Consider the following 15,131-nt stretch of genomic DNA (forward strand, 5'->3'; position numbering starts at 1 on the left):
GCTGCTTACAATTTTTGTCTAGTGGTTTTACTTAAAATGCCCCTTGATGAATGCAGGTACATCTTTATCGCTAAATGTACGAATCTCTTTGTGATTCCCTGTTTTGTATACAAAAATGGCGGTATACGGTTCTTCATTAAACAATCCATAACCTGCGTTCTTAATCGCTGAGAACACCTGATCATAATCACTTATTTTAAGGGCATTTTCATCGTTCATAATACGATTAATTAATTCTTCTTCATGAAATTCTTTGAATTGTTCCTGTTCTATTGAAACATTTGTTACGACAATATGGTCTATATCATCAGGTGTCACAATCGCTTCTTTCAGCATGCCGTTTTCCTCCAGCCATGTGAGGAAGCTTTTATATGAATACTTCAATTCAATATGGTCGTAATTGTTTATACCTGACATAATTTCAATCGATGATGTGTTACCTACTGAATAATAATCAATCGAAAAAGGTTCTTGCTCAATTTCCTTTTTCAAAATTTCGATAGCCTGGTTAATTTTCTCCTCATCGGTTATCGTCAACGGGCTTTCAGTTATGTGTTTATTTATTCTAATGGAGGTAATTTCATCAGTATTCATTTTAAAAATAAGCTGGTGTGCATGCTTATACTCAAGTGACTCATAAATCTCTCTCATTTGGGACTCATAATCAAATCGATCGATGGTGTACTGGCGAACCAGTTTTTCACCATTTTTCAATTCATAGATAAAGAGAGCAAATTCCTGGGACTCCATTGCTAGTTCATTCGTTTTTTCATTCTTGATTATACTTTCGTGGAACTTCCGGACTGCCTCTATATTCTCTCGCTGGGATAGTGGTTTTGGAGCAAATCGATCATCCGGATCCATATAAACTTGATTCGCGTAAGTAACACTTTTGATTTCATCAAGTTCAGGCACCTTTTTTTCATATGGAGCAAACGCTTGAGTGATCAGGACCAAGACCGCCATGGCTACCGCAAAGTATCCAAGACCTCTCACCCTTCCAAAAACCCTCCATGTTTTCTGAAGAAGCATTTCAGCAGCGAAATATCCAATGATTCCACCTGCTGCGTATCCAAATATCAGCCAGGCAAATTTATTCTGCATTGCATCGAAATACATGCCGCCCAGAAGCATCATGCAGAAAGCCACACCATATTTAAAAACAACCTTTAGAGCTCTAAAAGCAATTGCTTCCGAAGCAGCTTCTATATTTCTTTTTTTATAGATTAGCAGGGACAAGACATATGAGATCAACACATACACTGTATACAGGAGAACAGCTTTTGCAGATATTTCCTGGCCCTCTAATATAGTCAAATGAGAGATAGGTGAAAGATATTCTATATTCCTGATCTGAAAATAATCACTTGGAAACCCATACAGCATTAATCCAAGATTATAAATGATCAGCAGAGTGAACCCAGCAGGAAACAGGAGCATGATGTATGTCAGGACACCCTGGACCACAGAGATTCCGGTCACCATCGCTATGAATACTCCTGACAGATAAAGTACAGCGTTAAACAAAATGACGATACCCATCCAACTGAAGATATCCTCAAGCTGAAAATAAAGATCCAAGTCATACGCAGTGTGTATAATGGCAGTGATCATCGCAATCAAAATGACTGGAATAATTTGAAACACAAAGCCTGTCAGTGTATAAAAGTGGAAAATCTGCTGCCGTTTCAGTGGCAAACTATGAATTAAATCAGCTGCCTGCTTGACGTGCAAGAAGCGGTAAAGAAAGATTGCCATAATTACTGGTACTGTAATGAGCATTATGAACTGTATTGGATAATTGAAGTCTAACAACCTTTGCACCGGCATGAACTCACGGTAATTTTCACCGGAATATCTCATCATGATTTCTAATGGAATCGCAAAAAATAAAACCAGAAAGTAAATGACAGATATCCAGCCAACGTTTCTTCCAACCTGGAGGATCATTTCTTTGTTAAACAATGATATTTTTGATTGCATAGCCGATATCCCCCATTTCATATATAAAAATTTCTTCTAATGTCAATGGGAGGATATCAAAAATAACCGGCTCAGTCTGGTTGATAACCTTCTCGATTTCTTCCTCTTTCCCCCTGATGATGCAAACCATGACACTTCCCCTTCTTTCGCAATGGAGCATGGTCAGTTTACTTTCCAAATGTTTTGGCGTTTCCCCTCTATAAGCTACCTGGACCTTATGTATATCAGATTTGAGATCATCAAGGTCTTTTTCCAATAGGAGTGATCCATGATGCAAAATTCCAATATGGTCGCAAATATCTTCAATTTCCCGCAAGTTATGCGAGGATATCAAAATCGTCATCTCCCTATCGGCAACATCCTGTATCAAGAGGTTCTTTACTTTTTTCCTGGCCACGGGATCCAATCCATCCATAGGCTCATCAAGGATCAACAACTCTGGCATTGTAGATAAGGCAAGCCAGAATGCAGCCTGTCTTTGGATGCCTTTTGAAAAAGTTTGCAATTTTTTGTTCATACTGAATTCAAAAATTCCGGCTAATTTCAAGAATCTTTCTTCATTCCAGGATGGGTAAATGCTTTTATAAAACTTCGCCATCTGCTTGACTGTGTACTGCGGAAAGAAATATGGCTGGTCGGATATGTAAAAGATTTTCTCTTTTAAAACCTGGTTTTCAAAAATCTGCGAGCCATCCAAAAGCACCTTTCCAGAATCTTGTTTGTAAATTCCAGCCAGCAATTTAATGATGGTTGTCTTCCCTGCACCATTTGATCCAATCAGCCCATATATTGAGCCTTTATTTATCGACATATTGACGTTTTTTACAGCCTCATGTTTTTCAAATGTTTTATTGATCTCAATCATTTGAATCATCTTGCCAGCTTCCCCCTTTCGAACCATCAATTCTTCTAATCATCTCGTGCAAATCCGCTGCAGGAATGCCAAGATATAATGCCTCCTGCAGGATCTTCTCAAGATCCTGTTTCACTTGAAGAATTTTATCACCATCTTTGCCAGGGTCCATAGGATTGACAAAACTCCCTTTGCCTTTTAAGGAATAAATGAACCCCTGTACCTCAAGCTCTCTGTATGCCTTTTGAATCGTATTTGGGTTTATAGTCAATTGCTGTGCCATTTGCCGCACGGAAGGCAATTGTTCATCAGGTTTGAGCACTTCATTTATGATCAGCTCTTTCATCTTATCTACCAGCTGTTCGTATATCGGTTTTCGGCTCCTCAGGTCAAGCTCAAACATAATGACCCCCTATCTGTACTAAGTGTACTATTATTATTAATACAGTTTAATTATATGTCAGCTTATACCAAAATAATAGGGGGTAATTTCTTAATAATTTCTTAAGATAAATTAAGAAATTGTAGTAGGGAATCTTTTCAAAGGATAATTTATCTATTTAGTGTAATTTTACACAAATTTTAAATAAAATCACAGACTTTTTTAAAAAATCGAATAAAAAAGCACCCCGGCTTTTACCCTAGAGCGCTAAAAACCTTTCCAATAAACACCATCAAACCCAAAATACATTAAACATGACCAGCTTAACCATAATAAAACGGGAGGTGAAGAAGTTGAAATGGTTACTGGCAATTGGACTTATTCTTTCGGGCAGTACAGCAGATAATCATGATGATATAGATTTAGTTTGGAATGGCGAATCAATTGTGGATGTGCAACGTTCAGACTTTTCAATTTCATGGTTTGGATATCCTATTCTTAACCATACGATGCTGGAAACCTTAAATAAACAGCTGTCTCTCCAGGTCAAGAAAGAACCCACAAACGCAGGTTTGGACGATTACGGAAAAATCATACCTGAAGATGTAGGGTATATTCTTGATGAGAAAAAGTTCAAGAAAGAATTCACGGCAAGTTTTTTTGAGCATCACTATTCAAGAATACAAGTTCCTACTTTACCTATTTATCCGAAGGTTGACAGTGAAATCATCGCCAATATTCGAACCAATCTAATTGGCCATTATATAACGTACTTCAATAGCAGAAACAAAGAACGGACGCATAACATCAACCTAGCCGCAGAAGCGATCAACAACCATGTTGTTTTTCCCGGCGAAACCTTCTCCTTCAATAAGGTTGTCGGCAAACGTACCGCCTCAAAAGGTTATCAGCCTGCACCTATCATTGTCAGAGGAGAATTATCAGAGGGAATTGGCGGAGGTATTTGCCAGGTATCATCAACCCTATTTAATGCTGCTGACCGTTCTGGCATGAAAATCCTTGAGCGATACTCCCATAGCAAACAGGTTCCCTACGTTCCTCCAGGCAGGGACGCAACAGTCAGTTGGTATGGGCCAGATTTTACATTTAAAAACAAATACAATCAGCCTATTTTGATCAGGGCAAAAACTTATCCTGGAAAAATGATTGTGATGATTTACTCATCTGATGAAATCAATATAGAAAAACGAAAAATACCAAGTACAGACAGCAGTATAACCATACCCGAAGAAGCATATTGATTTAGAAAGGAATCCTTGCAAACCAAGGATTCCTTTCATTTTATAGGAAAACCTTTACAATGATGTGAACCTTTACGTACACTATTGGTAATAGATGGTTATGATATTTTTATAGGATGTGAGATAACTTGCCTAAAAAAAAGAATCCAACACCAGTCAGGGTTAATATTTTGTTCTTTTCCGTCTTTATTCTCTTTTCTTTGCTGATCCTCCGTCTTGGAATCGTGCAAATCGTCCATGGCGAAGATTATAAACGCGAAATTAACCGGAAGGAAGATGTGACAATCAATAACCCTGTCCCCCGAGGGAAAATGCTGGACAGAAACCATAAGGTGATTGTTGATAATAAGCCGCTGAATGCTATTACATATACGAATGAGGGGGCTTCACAGAAAGAAATGCTCGAGGTTGCCGCAAAGTTGGCCCGAATCATTGACAAAGATACAGATAAAGTCCGGGAGAGAGATATGAAGGATTTCTGGATGATCAAGAATCCAGAAGAAGCAGAAAAACTAATAAAAACAAAGGAATTGGAGCTTTTTAAAAATAAAAAGCTTAAAAATAAAGATTTATATAAACTGCAAATTAAAAGAATTACAGAAAAGCACCTTAGTCAACTAACTAAGCAGGATATAGAAGAATTGGCCATTTTCAGCATCATGAACAGCGGCTATAAATTTGTACCGCAAATCATCAAAAACAAGGACGTCACAAGGAAAGAATTTGCGGTGGTCAATGAAAATCTGGCATTGCTTCCTGGCGTCAACGCTGCCACAGATTGGGACCGGGAATATAAATTTGAGGACACCTTCAAGCCAGTATTAGGCAGGATTACAACCAGCAGTGAAGGTCTTCCGGCTGAAAGGCTCGATTATTTCATGTCACGTGGCTATACAAGAAATGATCGTGTAGGAAAAAGCTATCTCGAACTGGAATATGAGGATGTTCTTCAAGGAAAAAAAGAAAAAGTTGTGAATGTGACTGATAAATCCGGTGAGCTTTTGGAAAAGGAATTAGTATCAGAGGGCCAGCGTGGTAAAGATTTAGTACTTAGCATCGATATGGATCTCCAGCTTGCTGTAGAGGAAATCATTGAAAAGGAACTATGGGCAGCAAAAAATTCTCCGGGGACAGCATTGCTTGACAGTGCTTATGTTGTATTGATGAATCCAAACACTGGTGAAATATTGACAATGGCCGGGAAGAAAATTGTAAAGGATGAAAAGACAAAAGAAGTTTTCCTCGAAGATGATGCATTGGGTAACATTTCCAAAACTTTTAACGTTGGTTCTGTAGTAAAGGGTGCGACTGTTTTGACAGGCTATAAAGAAGGTGCAATCAATTCATCTACAAGGTTTGATGATAGAGCACTTGAAATAAAAGATACTCCGATTAAAAAATCATATTCTTATTTAGGGACCCCTAATGATATTGAGGCATTAAAGTTGTCATCCAATGTCTTTATGTTCCACACAGCCATCCAGATTGGAAAAGGTGTCTATCGTTATCAGCAATCATTGAATCTAGACCCGAAAGTCTGGGATAAGATCCGCAATTCCTTTGCCACTTTCGGCCTTGGCATCCGGACAGGCATTGACCTGCCAAATGAACAAACCGGTGCAAAAGGAGCAAATTATCCAGTTGGTAAAGTACTCGATTTAGTCATCGGTCAATATGATACCTATTCAAATATGCAGCTTGCCCAGTATATCTCTACGATAGCCAATGGGGGCTACCGAATGCAGCCAAGGATCGTAAAAGAAATCCGGGAGCCTTCCAACAATGGCGAAGAGCTCGGTCCAATCTATAAGTCCTTTCCTCCAAATGTACTCAACGATATTGACATAAAGGATCAGTGGCTTGAACGTGTCCATACCGGTTTCAAAAAAGTTATGCAGGAGCCCGGCGGTACGGCATATCGATACTTCAGCACAGCATCGTACTCGCCTGCTGGGAAAACCGGAACAGCAGAGGCTTTCTATGATGGTCAATTCCGTGTAAAAGGTGAGAAGCTGATCCAAACGATGAATCTTAGCCTTGTAGGCTATGCACCACACGACAATCCAGAAATCGCCATGGCAGTAATCGTACCATGGGCCTACCAGGGGAATGTTGACCACGGAGCCAATAAAAAAATCGGCCGTGCTGTAATGGATGCATACTTTAACATGAAAAACGGAACTAAAGAACCTGCTGATGAAACTGCTGAATAATATGTGGTCCTTTCGCAGGACAAAGAAAAGCTGTGCCAATATGGCACAGCTTTTCTGCTTCTATTCCATTCTTTTTGTTTACAATTCTTTCGCAAGAGATGGCTTATTCATATCAAGGCTTTCAAATGCAGCGCCAATCTTTTCCTCACCCTGTGCGAATTTTTCATCGGCAGCATCAAAAGCTGGAGCATCTTTCTTTAGCTCTTCTGCTTTTAACTTGTATGATTCTGCAATATCGGAAAGTGCAGCTTCAATATCCGCTTTTTGATCTTCTAATTCTGCAGGTACTTCCAGGCCTTCAACGTTAGTAGCTACTGCAGCTGCTGATTCACTTGCTGCCGCTTTCAATTCAGCTTGAGCCTTAGGATCTTCTTCTCCTTCATATGCATTAAGTTCAGCATCAGCCTCGTTGATAGAGCTCACAAGGTTCATATAGAATTTGTACATAACACTCTTAGGATTAGCAGCTGGCTTAGCAGCCTCTTCTGTTTCTTTCTTTTCAGGTTGTGCTTCTTCTTTTTCCGCTGAACATGCAGTCAACCCAATTGCGAATGTAATCGCTGACAGTAAGATCAAAAACTTCTTCATACTTATACTCCCCTTCAAGCTATATATATCGCCAAATGTGAAACCAGAATTTCACACAGCTTTTTCATTATAAAAGGATTATTTAACAAACTCAAATGATTTATGGTCAACTTTATGAAAAAGTCCCCACTTGCCAAAACGCAATGACGAATTACTTCTTCACCACTTTAACATGATAATGAATTCATTAATATCCGTTTTGAAGTGATACTTCTCTCTAAAACCCATTTTTTCATAAAGCTTAATTGCCCTTTTATTAAATCCAGCTACTGTTAGCCTGAAAATTGAATGTGAGTCTAATGCAGTCAGCTCATTTAATACAAACGAAAAGAATAAGTAACCATTCCCCTTTCCTGTTAACTCAGGGTGCATTCCTATTCCAATGTCAATTGCCGGCTCAGTATATGCACCCAGCATCCTTCCAGCAGGAACCTGGGCAGATTGGCCACTGCAATAAAACCCTATTAAAGTTCCTGTTTCGTCTTTTACTGCGGTATAACCCTCATTCATTAATTCATATATAGCATCTGCGGTAACCTGATTGTTATATATATCATACGGCGGGTCATAATGCCAGTTTAAAATATCCATTGCAAGCTCTCTCGTCAATTTTCTGCTATATAACTTCACGACTTTTCCTCCAGTTTAACTATTTTGTCATTTTTTCGTAATAATAGGTTTAATAGATTCGTCTGCGGGAATATTTGTAGTAACAAAACAAAAATCAACTAATGACAGGAGCGATTACATAATGATCACTACATTCGCATTACTTGGAGGAGCTTTCGCAATCGCCGCTGGACTAAATTTCTTCGCAGTTAATGAAAATGCATTTATAGATGATGAAGCAACTAACTAAGAGACGCTGATTGCAGCGTCTCTTTTTCTGTGATTTTGAACATTTCTTGTATTTTTAATCTGTCGCAGGAAATACTAGAATGAAAGAGAATTAGTAAAATAAGCGTCTAGCCTCATATCTATTAAGGAGGTACGGTAAATGCAGACACCAGATATATTATCAGGTGAACAGGTCATATTGTGCAAGATTAAAAACCAGGATTTGGACACATGGTGGGGTCTAATCCACAATGGCGAACATCCAGAATGGAAAAAGTGGGATTCACCCTACTATCCTCTTAGGCAGGTAAGCCTTGATAAGTTTAAAGAACAAATGACGAACCTTATTCATCAGGGATATGACAGAAAGTACCTGATTAAAGCAGACGACAAAATTATCGGAATGGTGACATATTATTGGGAACATGAATCTTCACAATGGCTGGAAATTGGAATTGTCATTTATCTTCCAGAATATTGGAATGGCGGCTATGGGACAGATGCCCTAAAATTATGGATTACACACCTTTTTGAAACCTTCCCTATTCCAAGAATCGGATTTACTACATGGTCCGGCAATTCCAGGATGCTTACAGTCGGTAAAAAACTGGGAATGGTTGAAGAGGCTCGGATCAGAAAATGCCGGCTCTATAACGGAAAATACTATGATTCAATAAAAATGGGATTATTAAGAGAAGAGTGGGAAGCTCAGCAACATTCATGAAATGAAGATGTAAGGGACTTCTTTAGAAATACTTAAAGCATTAAAAAAAGGCAAAATAGCTTTGAACTCAAAGCTATTTTGCCTTTTTTTATGTCAACCCAAATACTTTATCAAAGAATTCTTGCCATATAGAACTCATCTTTATATCGGCCATCGACAAGCAATGAATCCTTCTTCACTCCTTCAACCTCAAAACCCATCTTTTTGTATAAAGTTATTCCTGCCCTATTCTCTGACATCACCGTTAATTCAAGCCTGCGAATTCCAGCTTCTTTCCCCCAGCTAAAAAGCTCTTCAAAGAGCCTCGTGCCAATCCCGGTACCGCGGAAATCTTTCTTTATTCCAATAACAAGATAAGCTGTATGCTTATTTCAGTTGGCACTTCCTCCTTTTGCAATTAAATATCCTATTAGTTCATGATCAGATTCAGCCAGAAGTATATTAGAGTTTTTCTCAGCCGTAAATGCCTTTATCATTTCCCTTTGAGCGTCAGGATTGTATTTCCTTTCACCAGGCCCAAAAAGCATGAAATTCGTTGTATTTTCAACCTCTCGAATGAGTGTTGCAAAACTCTCTGTATCTCGTTCTTCCGCTTGCCGTATGATCAATTAGATCTCCTCACTTCACTGAATATCTATACTCTTTTAAAAAAACAGAGGAAAACCCTCTGTTTTAAGAAAATATGCTCTTAATACTATCAATTAATTCTTTGAAGAAGTTAGAGACTAATTCTAGGAACCCTTTGTCTCCCACAGCTTCCTCAATCCTCTTTTGGATATCAGTTGAAAGGTTTTCCAACTGAGTTTTAACATTATCAAAATTGATGTTCAAGTCACGCATCTTATTGAACAAGTCAACTAGAAGCTGTCTGTCTTCAGGGCTAAGCTGTATCTCAAGGGATTTTAGCTTTTCATCAATAATTTTCTCGATTTCTTCTTTTGTTGCCGGGTTTTGAGCAGCAATCTCTTTTTTGATTTCTGTCAGGAGCTCACTCACTTTATCCTGGTCAAGCCCCTCTTTTTTTGCCAGTCTTGTCGCCAGGTTCAGTTCCTGGTTCGCAACTTGGGTTCGATCCTTATCCAGGGCCGTTCCTTCACCCTCATCATATGCCTTATAAATTCCTACTAAAGCCGAGTGGCCAGTAACCTTGACCGGTGAAGCGACATCTACAATAGCGTCCTCAATCCCAGCAGTCAACAACGCGTTGGCATACATCTCGTCAGTAACCTCAGTAATATTGTCAGGAGTGACCTGGTTGATTACCAGTCCCTCTCCAGTATCCTTCCTGGTAATTTTGGCAGATGAATACATATTCGAATGTTCATCTCCGTCAATATAGGTTACAAGATCTTTTCCTGTTACGACGATTTCCTTAACTTTCGAAGAATCTTTGACTCCCAGCAGATTCCTGACTTCAGCTTTTTGCTGATCAGACAGTGCCTCCCCATAAACAATTATTGGAGGTCCGTATTTTTCGTTAATAACATCCTCGTCATTGTCATTGGAAGCTAGCACCGGTAAAGTTGCTCCTCCAATTACAATTGCAATAAGACTAATCAATGCTGTGAATTTCAATATACGCTTTACAATCATGTTTTAGTTTCTCCTTTTCTACAACTGTCTCTTTCAATTGCTTTCAAGGTCAAAAATTCCATTATCCTCTAGTAATCTTAACCTTTTAATAACTAGAACTCTAGCTGTCTTAATATTATGCCTTTACCCTTCAATGATAGAACATATAAATACTTGAATCAATTTTCTTCTACTTTCTAGAGGTTGACCAGCAAATTATCCATAAACCCCCGTCTCTTAAATGTTCTCTATTTATTACGAATTTTTATGGATAATAGTTTCAACATAAAACCTTTATTGGAAATAATCTCATGACGTTTTTTTATTCTGAGGAGCCTGTTTCGTTTAAATAAATTTCATTTTCATTTAAAAATCTAATAGTATCTGTAGATTGACCCCCGCTTCCAAACCCATTATTATCTGGATACGATGGATACTCAATGGTTCCATCGATTGATGTTGACTGCCAGCCAAAATAATATTGAGCTGGCGGAAAAAAATCAGCAAATAAAGAATCATTCATCGCTGCCAGCAGTTTATTATCTGCTTCGATATACTTTTGCCAATCTGAAGGAATTGAAGTATAACCATATGACTTCTCCCCAGCCTCTGCCCTGTAATCCATTTGAATGCCGGGCTCATAGTGCTGTTTTCCCTCAGTGACGGAGAAGCCGCGTTCTTTAATCAAAAAAAACGTCAAATAATCCAGATTATTCTCCGGATGGAAATTCCACATAATATAATGTGATGACGGGTCCTCAGAATCTATCTTCCAGACTTTCGGCATGTTCCCGATAGAAAAGCCTGATAACTGCCACTCATGCTTCTTCCACTCCCATAAACTTATGCCATGGCCTTCATCTTGTGTAATGAAAGGAATATACACATGCTTATCATCAAGAAAAATCATTTCCTGTATTTCCGCTACTTCAACTCTATTATATGGATTACTCAAAATCGCCTCTAGTTTCTCCTGGTCTGGAAAAGTTGCTGGAGGAGCTAGATAATACCAATACAAGATGCCGACAGCAAGTAGAATCAAAATAAATAAAAGAGGCACGAGCACATTTTTGCGCATGAAGTTACTCCCCCTTCTTCAGCAAAGATTTTTCGGCACGAAAATATACTTGCTTTTGTCCTGTAGAGATTAAGATTCCTTTTCCATCTTGTTCAATAAAAATCACAGGATCCATGCCGCTTCCCCATTTTGCTTCAGTTCCAGCAAGCTGATAAGGAAACCGTTCTTCCGCTTTTGAAAGTTCAACCGCAGATTCAGAGGCTTCGTAGTACCATTTTTCACTATAGACAGGCTCTTCTTTAATAGAGTCCGATTGAACAAGAAGAGAATCCCTGTCTAATACCTTACTTCCAGCAGAAGGATGCGTTTGAATGATCTTTGCTTTGTTGATATCCGAAAGATAAGTTGATATTTCATTGGCAGGAAATATGACAGAATGAATTAGTGGATTGATTAGCGAAACTGCCAAAAAGATAAAATTGGCAAGGAAACCCAACCAGGCATATTTCCGATAATTATCCCAGCTTATGCCTTCACTTTTCCGTGAATAGATTCCATATAAAATCCATACACCAAGAGGAAGAATGGCTAGTTTTATCTGCTGGTCCATATACGGAAGGTTAATAGAGAAAGAGAATAAGCCAACAAAAATGACAATTGCCAGCTTCCATATAATTGGTTTTACATCCTGCTTCTTATAAATCCGCCTGGCCAGTATAAAAATTGCAACCCAAGCCAATAAATTCAAAACAACCCCCGGAGCGTTCATATATAACACCTCATTTTTTTTTATTTCTTATTCCCAACCGAATAGACTAATGATAAAATATTTCGTCAGCGCCAGGTATTCTCTTGTATATGATTTAATTACTGCCTGAATTGGCGTCTTTGCAGGTAAACCAGCTAATGTCAATTCTTCATTATCTGCAATCATCTTTGCTCGGTAAATATGGAAATCATTTGTCACTACTAAGCCGACTTCTGCTTCTTCGGGTATGAGTTCTTTTGAAAATCGGATATTTTCATAAGTGTCGGTCGACTTATCTTCCAGCAGGACCCTTGATTCTTCAATTCCATGTCCGATCAGTTCCCTTTTTATTGATTCGGCTTCAGATATATCTTCCCCTGGTCCTTTTCCGCCAGAGGCTATTGCAATAGTCTCAGGATTGTCTTTTAGATAATTTGCTGCATGGTCAATTCTGTATTGCAGTGCCAGTGATGGAACAGTTCCTTTCACACGTGCTCCCAGAATGATCAAATAATCTGCATTCCTTGGCACATCCATTTTAGGGTTTTCAACTATTTTATAATGCAGGAAACCTACATAGAATACTGAAATGAGGAGGCATGCTGCCACAAGCTTTTTTTAGCAATGCTTTTTTTTTCATGATTTTCCCACCTTCGAATTGCTAATCTAATATTACCATCGTTTACCATATAAAGTTTGCAATTTTCTTAAAAAAGGATAAAAAACATCAAATATCGACTGTTATACCTAATAAATTCAGGATCCTTTTCTCTAACAGGATACATGATGCTGTTTCTTCACTTTCTTTGCCGAAAGCCAACTAGTTTTGTCACCAGGAAAGGAAAAGGAATAGAAACAGCGAAATTTTATTACATTGAGGAGGGATTAACATGAATACTAGCGCAGTCGCAAAGCTGCTCGGGGTTTCACCGAGCACAATTCAACGCTGGGTGAAGCAGGCAAACCTTCAAATGGAGAGAACGGAGTTAGGTCATTATCAATTTTCAGAAGAAAGCATCGAGGTCTTAAAAGACATCAAAGAACAGCTTAATAAAGGAGTTCTTTTGCAGGATTTGAAAATAAAAGGGAAAAAGCACAGAAAAGCGGCTATACCAGCTGTGAATCGGGATTACTCAGTGGATAAGCTGCTGAAACGTATGGAGGAATTTGAAAGCAGGCTGGACAGGAAGGCAGATGAAGTAGTATCTTATCAAATTCTTCAGCATCGCAGGGAAATTGAGGAACTGCAAAATGAGGTAGCCAGGCTGAAAGATGTGATTACAGGAATGGAAGAAGCCGCAGCACAGCAGGAACAATTGGCCAAAGAGGAAAATCAACCATCTTTATCATCTATTTCTTCCTTAAAGAAATTCAGAAAGCGAAATATGATCAGTTCCTTTTTTGGGTTTTAATTTGGCACATCAGGGATGTGTTCTTTTTTTTGCTAAAGCTCTTTTGTTGCTTTCAAAATCAAAAGTTATACTTGCTACTGGGTTTTTACGATAATTAATCCAATCTATAACCTGAAGTCACTTCGAAAAGCGCACTGCCGTTGCGAAAGCCAAATAAAAAACAGACCCAGCAAATCTGAGTCTGTTTTAGATATCCTTAGTTAGACTTTCTGTACGTTTGTCGCTTGAGGGCCACGCTGCCCTTGTTCAACATCAAATGTAACTTCTTGTCCTTCATCTAAAGATTTGTAACCTTCGCCCTGGATCGCTGAGAAGTGTACAAATACATCTTCCCCGCCTTCACGTTCGATGAACCCAAAGCCTTTTTCACTGTTAAACCATTTTACCTTACCACGTTCCACAATTGTTGCCTCCTAGCGATTAAAAAAATTGCAATTTAACCTTGCGTGATTATTATATCCTTCCCAAAACATTTTAAACTTAAAAAAGAATATTTTTATCAAAGGTTTAGCTTTCGGCAATTTTTTTATATGTTTTCTCATCGCATATGACGAACATCTGTGTACCTTCGGGAATTTGTTCATTATGTTTCCTGGCAATATCAAGAGCCTCTCCGTCTGAAATGAGTGTGGCACCCATGTCAAAGAGCTCCATGGCTGCTTGTTTGTAGGTAGTCCAATGCGCCTTCTTCTCAATCTTATAGAGGTTTTCCCCTTCCATATTGCTGAGAAGCTGTTTAAACAGTTTGCTCGATCCAGGATAGATTGCCGCCTGAGCCATAAGTTTAGATACCGATTCATTGGATAAAATAAATTCATCAATATTGGCATGCTCGAACAAGGCAATATGCTTTTCCTTCATGATTTCTGCAATCGTATAAATATTTCTATTGGATTGTTTTGAGATATGCTCTACCCTTGATGCAATGAGCAAAGTTTTTCCATCAGCATATTCAGGAAGTTCAATGCGATCATCTGTAAAGACTGCTACAGACTTGGACTCTAATATGTTTGCCTGCATGAGAATTTCTTCTTCTGCAGGATTTCCACTGACAAAATGAACGCGGTCATGCTGCACTGGCGATTCATTGCTATGATCAACGATGACTATGTCACACTCTTCATTGGAGTTCAGGATTTCCTCAACGACATTCTTCAGTTTATCCCTGGAGGAACCGATCAGTATATAGTGGTCCTTTCCTTTATAGGTCAACTTCCCTTCCTCCTTCATTCTTTTATATAAAGTCAAGCTATCAAAGATCTTTCCAATGATAATACCCATTGCCCCAATCCCGACTGTATAAAGCAGGACCATTGTAAAAACCCTGCCTAAGTCACTGCTGGGTGAGTAATCACCGTAACCAACCGTTACAACCGTTGTCATTGTCCACCAAACAGCATCGAGGTATCTTGGAAAAGTGTCGGGTTCTAGTGTTCTAATAATCAAGCTGCTTAATAAAATCACACCAAGTACAATCAAGGTGAGTTTAAAAAGGCTGATTTTCAGCAATTTCGTAAACAACCTTTGTAAAATCCACAT

General features: G+C 38.7%; 16 protein-coding genes and 1 pseudogene. 4 read left to right on the plus strand and 13 right to left on the minus strand.

The window, feature by feature from the left end; translation table 11 throughout:
* Nucleotides 1-27: 27 nt before the first annotated feature.
* The 3 genes from FOF60_RS13870 to FOF60_RS13880 are packed head-to-tail and all read right to left on the minus strand — an operon-like array spanning nt 28 to nt 3,239.
* Nucleotides 28-1,983 carry a DUF6449 domain-containing protein gene (locus FOF60_RS13870; RefSeq protein ID WP_192471630.1) on the minus strand — a complete coding sequence of 652 codons (1,956 nt, stop codon included), beginning with the start codon at nt 1,981-1,983 and terminating at the stop codon, nt 28-30.
* Complete coding sequence (locus FOF60_RS13875; RefSeq protein ID WP_192471631.1) at nt 1,958-2,857, minus strand: ABC transporter ATP-binding protein; 900 nt, start codon at nt 2,855-2,857, stop codon at nt 1,958-1,960. Before FOF60_RS13875 ends, FOF60_RS13870 begins: the two co-directional genes overlap by 26 nt.
* Nucleotides 2,841-3,239 (minus strand): GntR family transcriptional regulator, encoded by a 399-nt coding sequence (locus FOF60_RS13880; RefSeq protein WP_192471632.1) that lies wholly within the window; start codon nt 3,237-3,239, stop codon nt 2,841-2,843. Before FOF60_RS13880 ends, FOF60_RS13875 begins: the two co-directional genes overlap by 17 nt.
* 332 nt (nt 3,240-3,571) lie before the next feature.
* Between FOF60_RS13880 and FOF60_RS13885 the strand changes: the two genes are divergently transcribed.
* Entirely contained in the window at nt 3,572-4,480 is a 909-nt protein-coding gene (locus FOF60_RS13885) for a VanW family protein (RefSeq protein ID WP_225650105.1), read from the plus strand.
* A gap of 128 nt (nt 4,481-4,608) precedes the next feature.
* Nucleotides 4,609-6,693, plus strand: a complete 2,085-nt coding sequence (locus FOF60_RS13890; protein ID WP_225650107.1) for a peptidoglycan D,D-transpeptidase FtsI family protein — start codon at nt 4,609-4,611, stop codon at nt 6,691-6,693.
* A 78-nt stretch (nt 6,694-6,771) separates the two neighbouring features.
* On the opposite strand, the gene FOF60_RS13895 is transcribed toward FOF60_RS13890, so the two are convergent.
* Together FOF60_RS13895 and FOF60_RS13900 are read right to left on the minus strand one after the other, a co-directional pair.
* Nucleotides 6,772-7,281: a hypothetical protein gene (locus FOF60_RS13895; RefSeq protein ID WP_192471634.1), complete on the minus strand. Its 510-nt coding sequence runs from the start codon at nt 7,279-7,281 to the stop codon at nt 6,772-6,774.
* Between the two features lie 159 nt (nt 7,282-7,440).
* Nucleotides 7,441-7,911 carry a GNAT family N-acetyltransferase gene (locus FOF60_RS13900; protein WP_264647559.1) on the minus strand — a complete coding sequence of 157 codons (471 nt, stop codon included), beginning with the start codon at nt 7,909-7,911 and terminating at the stop codon, nt 7,441-7,443.
* Nucleotides 7,912-8,278: 367 nt separating this feature from the next.
* On the opposite strand from FOF60_RS13900, the gene FOF60_RS13905 reads away from it, so the two are divergent.
* A complete protein-coding gene (locus tag FOF60_RS13905; RefSeq protein WP_192471635.1) occupies nt 8,279-8,842 on the plus strand; it encodes a GNAT family N-acetyltransferase in 564 nt (187 codons plus the stop codon).
* A 110-nt stretch (nt 8,843-8,952) separates the two neighbouring features.
* Here the strand turns inward: FOF60_RS13905 and FOF60_RS24435 are convergent.
* From FOF60_RS24435 to FOF60_RS13930, 6 genes and pseudogenes are all read right to left on the minus strand, one after another.
* Nucleotides 8,953-9,195 (minus strand): annotated as a pseudogene (locus tag FOF60_RS24435) (N-acetyltransferase family protein); the annotation flags it as partial.
* Between the two features lie 18 nt (nt 9,196-9,213).
* Complete coding sequence (locus FOF60_RS24440) at nt 9,214-9,450, minus strand: hypothetical protein (RefSeq protein WP_319801530.1); 237 nt, start codon at nt 9,448-9,450, stop codon at nt 9,214-9,216.
* Between the two features lie 64 nt (nt 9,451-9,514).
* Nucleotides 9,515-10,435 (minus strand): DUF1002 domain-containing protein, encoded by a 921-nt coding sequence (locus FOF60_RS13915; protein ID WP_192471636.1) that lies wholly within the window; start codon nt 10,433-10,435, stop codon nt 9,515-9,517.
* A 301-nt stretch (nt 10,436-10,736) separates the two neighbouring features.
* Nucleotides 10,737-11,492 (minus strand): hypothetical protein, encoded by a 756-nt coding sequence (locus FOF60_RS13920; protein WP_192471637.1) that lies wholly within the window; start codon nt 11,490-11,492, stop codon nt 10,737-10,739.
* A gap of 4 nt (nt 11,493-11,496) precedes the next feature.
* Complete coding sequence (locus FOF60_RS13925) at nt 11,497-12,180, minus strand: hypothetical protein (protein WP_264647560.1); 684 nt, start codon at nt 12,178-12,180, stop codon at nt 11,497-11,499.
* Between the two features lie 48 nt (nt 12,181-12,228).
* Nucleotides 12,229-12,717: a YdcF family protein gene (locus FOF60_RS13930; protein WP_319801531.1), complete on the minus strand. Its 489-nt coding sequence runs from the start codon at nt 12,715-12,717 to the stop codon at nt 12,229-12,231.
* Between the two features lie 353 nt (nt 12,718-13,070).
* Here FOF60_RS13930 and FOF60_RS13935 point away from each other — a divergent pair, with 353 nt between their 5' ends.
* Nucleotides 13,071-13,592 carry a MerR family transcriptional regulator gene (locus FOF60_RS13935; protein ID WP_192471640.1) on the plus strand — a complete coding sequence of 174 codons (522 nt, stop codon included), beginning with the start codon at nt 13,071-13,073 and terminating at the stop codon, nt 13,590-13,592.
* Nucleotides 13,593-13,792: 200 nt separating this feature from the next.
* Here FOF60_RS13935 and FOF60_RS13940 read toward each other — a convergent pair whose 3' ends face one another.
* Nucleotides 13,793-13,993, minus strand: a complete 201-nt coding sequence (locus FOF60_RS13940) for a cold-shock protein (protein ID WP_101641882.1) — start codon at nt 13,991-13,993, stop codon at nt 13,793-13,795.
* A gap of 106 nt (nt 13,994-14,099) precedes the next feature.
* On the minus strand, nt 14,100-15,131 hold the full coding sequence (locus tag FOF60_RS13945) for an ion channel (protein ID WP_192471641.1): 1,032 nt from the start codon (nt 15,129-15,131) through the stop codon (nt 14,100-14,102).

This window comes from Mesobacillus jeotgali (genome assembly GCF_014856545.2).
Classification (GTDB): domain Bacteria; phylum Bacillota; class Bacilli; order Bacillales; family Cytobacillaceae; genus Mesobacillus.

Bases quoted from the DNA above. Each gene is read 5' to 3' on its own strand.
- FOF60_RS13870 (WP_192471630.1), bottom strand. From the start codon at position 1,983: ATGCAATCAAAAATATCATTGTTTAACAAAGAAATGATCCTCCAGGTT.
- FOF60_RS13875 (WP_192471631.1), bottom strand. From the start codon at position 2,857: ATGATTCAAATGATTGAGATCAATAAAACATTTGAAAAACATGAGGCT.
- FOF60_RS13880 (WP_192471632.1), bottom strand. From the start codon at position 3,239: ATGTTTGAGCTTGACCTGAGGAGCCGAAAACCGATATACGAACAGCTG.
- FOF60_RS13895 (WP_192471634.1), bottom strand. From the start codon at position 7,281: ATGAAGAAGTTTTTGATCTTACTGTCAGCGATTACATTCGCAATTGGG.
- FOF60_RS13905 (WP_192471635.1), top strand. From the start codon at position 8,279: ATGCAGACACCAGATATATTATCAGGTGAACAGGTCATATTGTGCAAG.
- FOF60_RS13915 (WP_192471636.1), bottom strand. From the start codon at position 10,435: ATGATTGTAAAGCGTATATTGAAATTCACAGCATTGATTAGTCTTATT.
- FOF60_RS13920 (WP_192471637.1), bottom strand. From the start codon at position 11,492: ATGCGCAAAAATGTGCTCGTGCCTCTTTTATTTATTTTGATTCTACTT.
- FOF60_RS13930 (WP_319801531.1), bottom strand. From the start codon at position 12,717: ATGGATGTGCCAAGGAATGCAGATTATTTGATCATTCTGGGAGCACGT.
- FOF60_RS13935 (WP_192471640.1), top strand. From the start codon at position 13,071: ATGAATACTAGCGCAGTCGCAAAGCTGCTCGGGGTTTCACCGAGCACA.
- FOF60_RS13945 (WP_192471641.1), bottom strand. From the start codon at position 15,131: ATGTGGATTTTACAAAGGTTGTTTACGAAATTGCTGAAAATCAGCCTT.